The organism is Streptomyces sp. ActVer, from assembly GCF_027270795.1.
In the GTDB taxonomy this organism is placed as follows: domain Bacteria; phylum Actinomycetota; class Actinomycetes; order Streptomycetales; family Streptomycetaceae; genus Streptomyces; species Streptomyces umbrinus_A.
This window is the reverse complement of sequence record NZ_JAPWHT010000602.1, coordinates 1-5,162: the sequence shown is the minus strand read 5'-3', so window position 1 is coordinate 5,162 and position 5,162 is coordinate 1. Positions and strand designations below refer to the sequence as shown.

General features: G+C 71.9%; 4 protein-coding genes and 2 pseudogenes. 5 read left to right on the top strand and 1 reads right to left on the bottom strand.

Translation table 11 applies throughout. The annotated features are described in order from the left end of the window. Window positions 1–18: 18 nt before the first annotated feature. Together cobA and O3Q52_RS48615 are read left to right on the top strand one after the other, a co-directional pair. On the top strand, window positions 19–1,263 hold the full coding sequence (gene cobA, locus O3Q52_RS48620; protein ID WP_269654852.1) for a uroporphyrinogen-III C-methyltransferase: 1,245 nt from the start codon (window positions 19–21) through the stop codon (window positions 1,261–1,263). Window positions 1,264–1,327: 64 nt separating this feature from the next. After that, window positions 1,328–2,146 carry an RNA methyltransferase gene (locus O3Q52_RS48615; protein WP_055618248.1) on the top strand — a complete coding sequence of 273 codons (819 nt, stop codon included), beginning with the start codon at window positions 1,328–1,330 and terminating at the stop codon, window positions 2,144–2,146. A 100-nt stretch (window positions 2,147–2,246) separates the two neighbouring features. Here O3Q52_RS48615 and O3Q52_RS48610 read toward each other — a convergent pair whose 3' ends face one another. Continuing rightward, entirely contained in the window at window positions 2,247–3,518 is a 1,272-nt protein-coding gene (locus O3Q52_RS48610; RefSeq protein ID WP_269654851.1) for a serine/threonine-protein kinase, read from the bottom strand. 196 nt (window positions 3,519–3,714) lie between these two features. On the opposite strand from O3Q52_RS48610, the pseudogene O3Q52_RS48605 reads away from it, so the two are divergent. From O3Q52_RS48605 to O3Q52_RS48595, 3 genes and pseudogenes are all read left to right on the top strand, one after another. Continuing rightward, window positions 3,715–4,013: pseudogene (locus tag O3Q52_RS48605) on the top strand (hypothetical protein). Between the two features lie 232 nt (window positions 4,014–4,245). Then, complete coding sequence (locus O3Q52_RS48600) at window positions 4,246–4,455, top strand: hypothetical protein (RefSeq protein ID WP_055618075.1); 210 nt, start codon at window positions 4,246–4,248, stop codon at window positions 4,453–4,455. A gap of 300 nt (window positions 4,456–4,755) precedes the next feature. Beyond that, window positions 4,756–5,162, top strand: a pseudogene (locus O3Q52_RS48595) (aminoglycoside phosphotransferase family protein); the annotation flags it as partial.

Here is a 5,162-nt window from a genome sequence, read left to right as displayed (position 1 = left end):
CGATCTAGCCGCACCTCCATGGCCGAAAACCCCGCCTACCCCGTAGGCCTCCGCCTCACCGGTCGCCGCGTAGTAGTCCTCGGCGCCGGCCAGGTGGCCCAACGCCGCCTCCCGGCCCTCATCGCGGCAGGCGCGGACATCCACCTCGTGTCCCCGGCCGCCACCCCCTCCGTCGAGGCGATGGCGGACGCGGGCGAGCTGACCTGGACAAGGCGCCCGTACGAGCCCGGCGACCTCGCGGATGCCTGGTACGCCCTGATCGCCACCAGCGACACCGAGGCGAACGCCGCCGCCTCCGCCGAGGCGGAGGCCCACCGCGTCTGGTGCGTCCGCTCGGACGACGCGGACGCGGCCACGGCATGGACCCCGGCGACGGGCCACAGCGAGGGCGTCACGATCGCCGTCCTCACGACGGACGCGAAGGGCCGCGACCCCCGCCACACGGCGGCCATCAGGGACGCGGTCGTGGAGGGCCTGCGTGACGGCACCCTCGTCGCGCCCCACCACCGCACCCGCACCCCCGGCGTCGCCCTGGTCGGCGGCGGCCCCGGCGACCCGGACCTGATCACGGTCCGCGGCCGTCGCCTCCTCGCCGAGGCGGACGTGGTCTTCGCCGACCGCCTCGGCCCCCGCGACCTCCTCGCCGAACTCCCGCCGCACGTCGAGGTGATCGACGCGGCGAAGATCCCGTACGGCCGTTTCATGGCCCAGGAAGCCATCAACAACGCGCTGATCGAGCACGCCAGGCAGGGCAAGGCGGTCGTCCGTCTGAAGGGCGGCGATCCCTACGTCTACGGCCGTGGCATGGAGGAGGTCCAGGCGCTGGCCGAGGCGGGCATCGCCTGCACGGTCGTCCCGGGCATCTCCAGCTCGATCTCGGTCCCGGGGGCGGCGGGCATCCCGGTCACCCACCGCGGAGTCGCCCACGACTTCACGGTCGTCAGCGGCCACATCGCCCCCGACGACGAGCGCTCCCTGGTCGACTGGGCGGCCCTCGCCAAGCTCCGCGGCACCCTGGTCATCCTGATGGGCGTGGACAAGATCGGCGCCATCGCCCGTACGTTGACGGACAACGGCAAGTCGGCGGACACCCCGGTGGCCGTCGTCCAGGAGGGCACGACGGCGGCGCAGCGCAGGGTCGACGCGACGCTCGCCACGGTCGCCGAGACCGTGCTCGCCGAGAACGTGAAGCCCCCGGCGGTCATCGTCATCGGCAAGGTCGTGACCGTGCGCCCGGACAGCTCCTCGGGGGCGTCCGAGTAACCCCGGGTAACCCAACCCGTTCCAAGCCGTTGGCACCACACCCAGGACAAGGCAGTATCACCCTGTGGCCGATCTCATCACCGTTGAGGACCCAGCCGACCCCCGTCTGCGCGACTACACGGGCCTGACCGACGTGGAGCTGCGCCGCAAGCGAGAACCCGCCGAGGGCCTCTTCATCGCCGAGGGCGAGAAGGTCATCAGACGGGCCAAGGACGCCGGTTACGAGATGCGCTCGATGCTGCTCTCCGCCAAGTGGGTCGACGTCATGCGCGACGTCATCGACGAGCTGCCGGCCCCGGTGTACGCGGTCAGCCCGGACCTCGCCGAACAGGTCACCGGCTACCACGTGCATCGAGGCGCCCTCGCCTCGATGCAGCGCAAGCCGCTGCCGACCCCGGACGACCTGCTCCAGACAGCCCGCCGGGTCGTCGTCATGGAGTCGGTCAACGACCACACCAACATCGGCGCGATCTTCCGCAGCGCCGCTGCCCTGGGCATGGACGCGGTCCTGCTCTCCCCCGACTGCGCGGACCCGCTCTACCGCCGTTCGGTGAAGGTCTCCATGGGTGCGGTCTTCTCCGTCCCGTACGCCCGTCTGGACACCTGGCCCAAGGGCCTGGAAACGGTCCGCGAGGCGGGCTTCACCCTCCTCGCCCTCACCCCGGACGAGAAGGCCAAGTCCCTGGACGAGGCGGCCCCGCACAAGATGGACCGCGTGGCCCTGATGCTGGGCGCGGAGGGCGACGGCCTGTCCACCCAGGCCCTGGTGGCGGCCGACGAATGGGTCCGCATCCCGATGGCCCACGGCGTCGACTCCCTGAACGTGGGAGCGGCGGCAGCGGTGGCCTTCTACGCGGTGGCTACGGGCAGACCACAGAACTAGAGGGGCCTGCGGCCCCGTTAGGGGCGCGGGGCTGTGACATTGTGCGGCTCCGCCGCGTGGGCGCGACGAGCCACGACGCACCCGCAGCCGGTACACACGCTCACCCGCCGAGCTGAACCCCGCCCTGCCCGTACGCCTGCTCCTGCCGCACATCCCCGCCCGGGCCCCCATGATCAAGCCCTCGGGCGGGCCCCTGGCACCCCTGCGCCGCCGCAATCCCCAACGCCACGAGCAACGTAACCACCACGAACACGAACAGCCGCTGCCGCAGCAGCCGCGGATTGGCAGGCCGCCGCCCGGTCCCGGTGGTCCGCGGACCGGACCGCCCCGCCCCGCTGCGGGACGAGCCGGGCCGACTCCCCGTACCGGACCGCGGGGGCGCCGGACGAGCCCCCGACCGCGAAGGGCTGCCATTGCCGCGAGGCGAGGACGTGCCCTGTGTACGCCGCTGAGTGCGCTGCTCCGGGTAGCTCTCGGTGAGCCGCCCGGTAGGCCGGTCGGCCTCGGCGGTACGGGGCGCGGGCGGCCTGGCGTCGCCCATCCCCTGTGCCTCCCGGGCCGCGATCTCCTTCAGCCGAAGCGACAACTGCAGCGTGCTGGGCCGCTCCTCGGGGTCCTTCGCCAGACAGGCGCGTACGAGAGGCGCGAGCGCGTCCGGCACCCCGTGCAGCTGCGCCTCCTCGTGCACCACTCTGTAGAGCATCACTTCGGAACTGCCGTGTCCGAAGGGCGAGTCCTGGGTCGCCGCGTAGGCGAGCGTGGCCCCCAGGGCGAACACGTCCGTGGCCGGCGTGACCGCCGCGCCCCGCACCTGCTCGGGCGCCAGGAACCCGGGCGACCCCACCGCCGTACCGACGTGCGTCAGCGTGCTCGCACCGGTCGCCCAGGCGATGCCGAAGTCGATGATGCGTGGCCCCTTCGGGGACAGCAGGATGTTCGACGGCTTCAGGTCGCGGTGGACGACACCGGCCTCGTGCACGGCGACGAGCCCCTCGGAGAGGGCGGCGCCGACGGCCGCGACCTCGGCCGCGCGGAGCGGGCCCTCGTCGTTGACCTTGTCGTGCAGCGAGGGTCCCGGCACGTACTGCGTCGCGAACCAGGGCCGGTCCGCTTCCAGATCCGCGGCGACCAGCCGTGCGGTGCAGCCGCCCCGGATCCGCCGCGCCGCCGACACCTCGCGCGCGAACCGCGACCGGAACTCCTGATCCTCCGCCAGGTCAGGCCGGATCACCTTCAGCGCGACCCGCTGGCCACGCCGGTCGGAGCCCAGATAGACAACGCCCATCCCGCCCGCGCCGAGCCGTCGGTGAAGCCTGAACGAGCCGACGACACGCGGGTCCTCGCGCCTCAGGCGCATCATCGCCATGTCCATCCCCGCTGCCCGGTCCGTTTGACGAGCCACAGCTTACGTTTCCGCGGCCGGGTGCGCGCAGAGGCCGCGCCCTCACGGCCCGATCGATTGTCAGTGCCGGGTGGGAAACTTGAAAGGTGGTCAGGGGACGGGGGAGCCGGGCGGCGTTGAGCTGCGCGGATCCCCAACCATCCGTCGCAGAAGGGGGATTGGACCCGTGAAGGGTGATCGCGTGGAGATAGTGGTCGACGCCGGGGACACGACGCGTACGTACGAGGTGGTGGCAAGCCGGGCGGGCCGCCGGGTGGAGACAGCGGTCCGCAGGGGGGTGGTCGAAGTGAGCGAAGTCACCCGCTGGGGGTCCCCCCACGTCTTTAAGGCAGTGGGGGAAGATCAGTCGTCCGCACGGCCCGCTTCATGGCCACCAGGGTGCTCGCCCTCGTGGAGCAGCCGGTCCCGAGGGAGGACAGCTCGGAACAGACCGGACGTCCCCTCCGGGAAACCCCTGAGACCTAGGACCTCTTCTCCACCCAGGGGAGTAGTCCGCAGGTCACCGGTCATCCTCGGGGAGGCCCGGTAATAGGTACGAGGGCATGACGACCCGCACGCCTCCCACGCCTAGATTTGTTGTCAAGCGGCGGGTGCAGCACTCGTCCCCCGAGGTCAGACACCCGCCGCTGCCAGACAGCAGAAGCTTTTCAACAGATCTCGTCCAAGAGATCTCAACAGAACGGTCAGGAGAGGGACCATGGCGGACACAGCATCGCGGACCATGATCCGCACGCAGGGACGCAAGGCGTACAGCGCCGCGTTCGGTTCCAGCCGGTCCGGCCGACGCCACCCCCTGGTGGCGACGGCCATGGTCCTCCCTCTGGCCACCCTGCTCGTAGTCGTCTTCGGCGGCTGGGAAGCAGTGGTCACACAGGCGTCGTCCGTGGGCGTGATGCTGGGGCGCTGAGCGGCGCCCCAGGCCCGGAAGAGCGGTCCGGGCGGGGACATCCGGCCATGAAACCCCGTGGGGACGGGGGTGCGGCGGACGGCAAAAATGCGGGCGCAGCTGGGGAGCTGCGCCCGCATTGCTTTGCGCCTAAACCGGCGCCGCTCTCGCGGGCTCCCCTTTGCGCCTAAACCGGCGCCGCTCTCGCGGACCAAATTGCTCACCGTCGTGGTTCCTCAATTGATGGTTGCGGTCCCAGGCCCTTTCAACGCCTGCGTACGCTCACGGGGAGCCGGCGCCGTACGACCTGAGGGGGACCGAGTGACCGCAGACCTGCTGTCCGCGCTCCGGGTGAAGGTGCAGGCCGTCGCTCATCCGGCGGCGGAGGCCTGTGTCTGCGGTACGGAGACCTCCGTGCTGGCCGACCGGCCCGACGGCACCGTCGTCCGGCACGCCGGCACCGTGGCGAAGGCGCACGCAGCCGACACCGACCCCGGCGAGCTCGCGGCGCGGATGACGGTCGCGGCGCATCCCAGGCTCGACGGCATCCTCCTGCCCCCGCTGAGGCCGAGCGCGGTCGAGTCGCAGGGACGGCCGGTCACCTTCTGGCCGTACGGCAACCCTGTGGACCGGGACGATCCCCACGCCGCCCCCTGGGAAGCGGCCGCCACCCTCCTCGCGCGGCGCCACCGGACGCCGCAGTCCGTGCTCCCGCCCGGCATCCCGCC

Bases quoted from the DNA above. Each gene is read 5' to 3' on its own strand.
- cobA (WP_269654852.1), top strand. From the start codon at position 19: ATGGCCGAAAACCCCGCCTACCCCGTAGGCCTCCGCCTCACCGGTCGC.
- O3Q52_RS48610 (WP_269654851.1), bottom strand. From the start codon at position 3,518: ATGGACATGGCGATGATGCGCCTGAGGCGCGAGGACCCGCGTGTCGTC.
- O3Q52_RS48600 (WP_055618075.1), top strand. From the start codon at position 4,246: ATGGCGGACACAGCATCGCGGACCATGATCCGCACGCAGGGACGCAAG.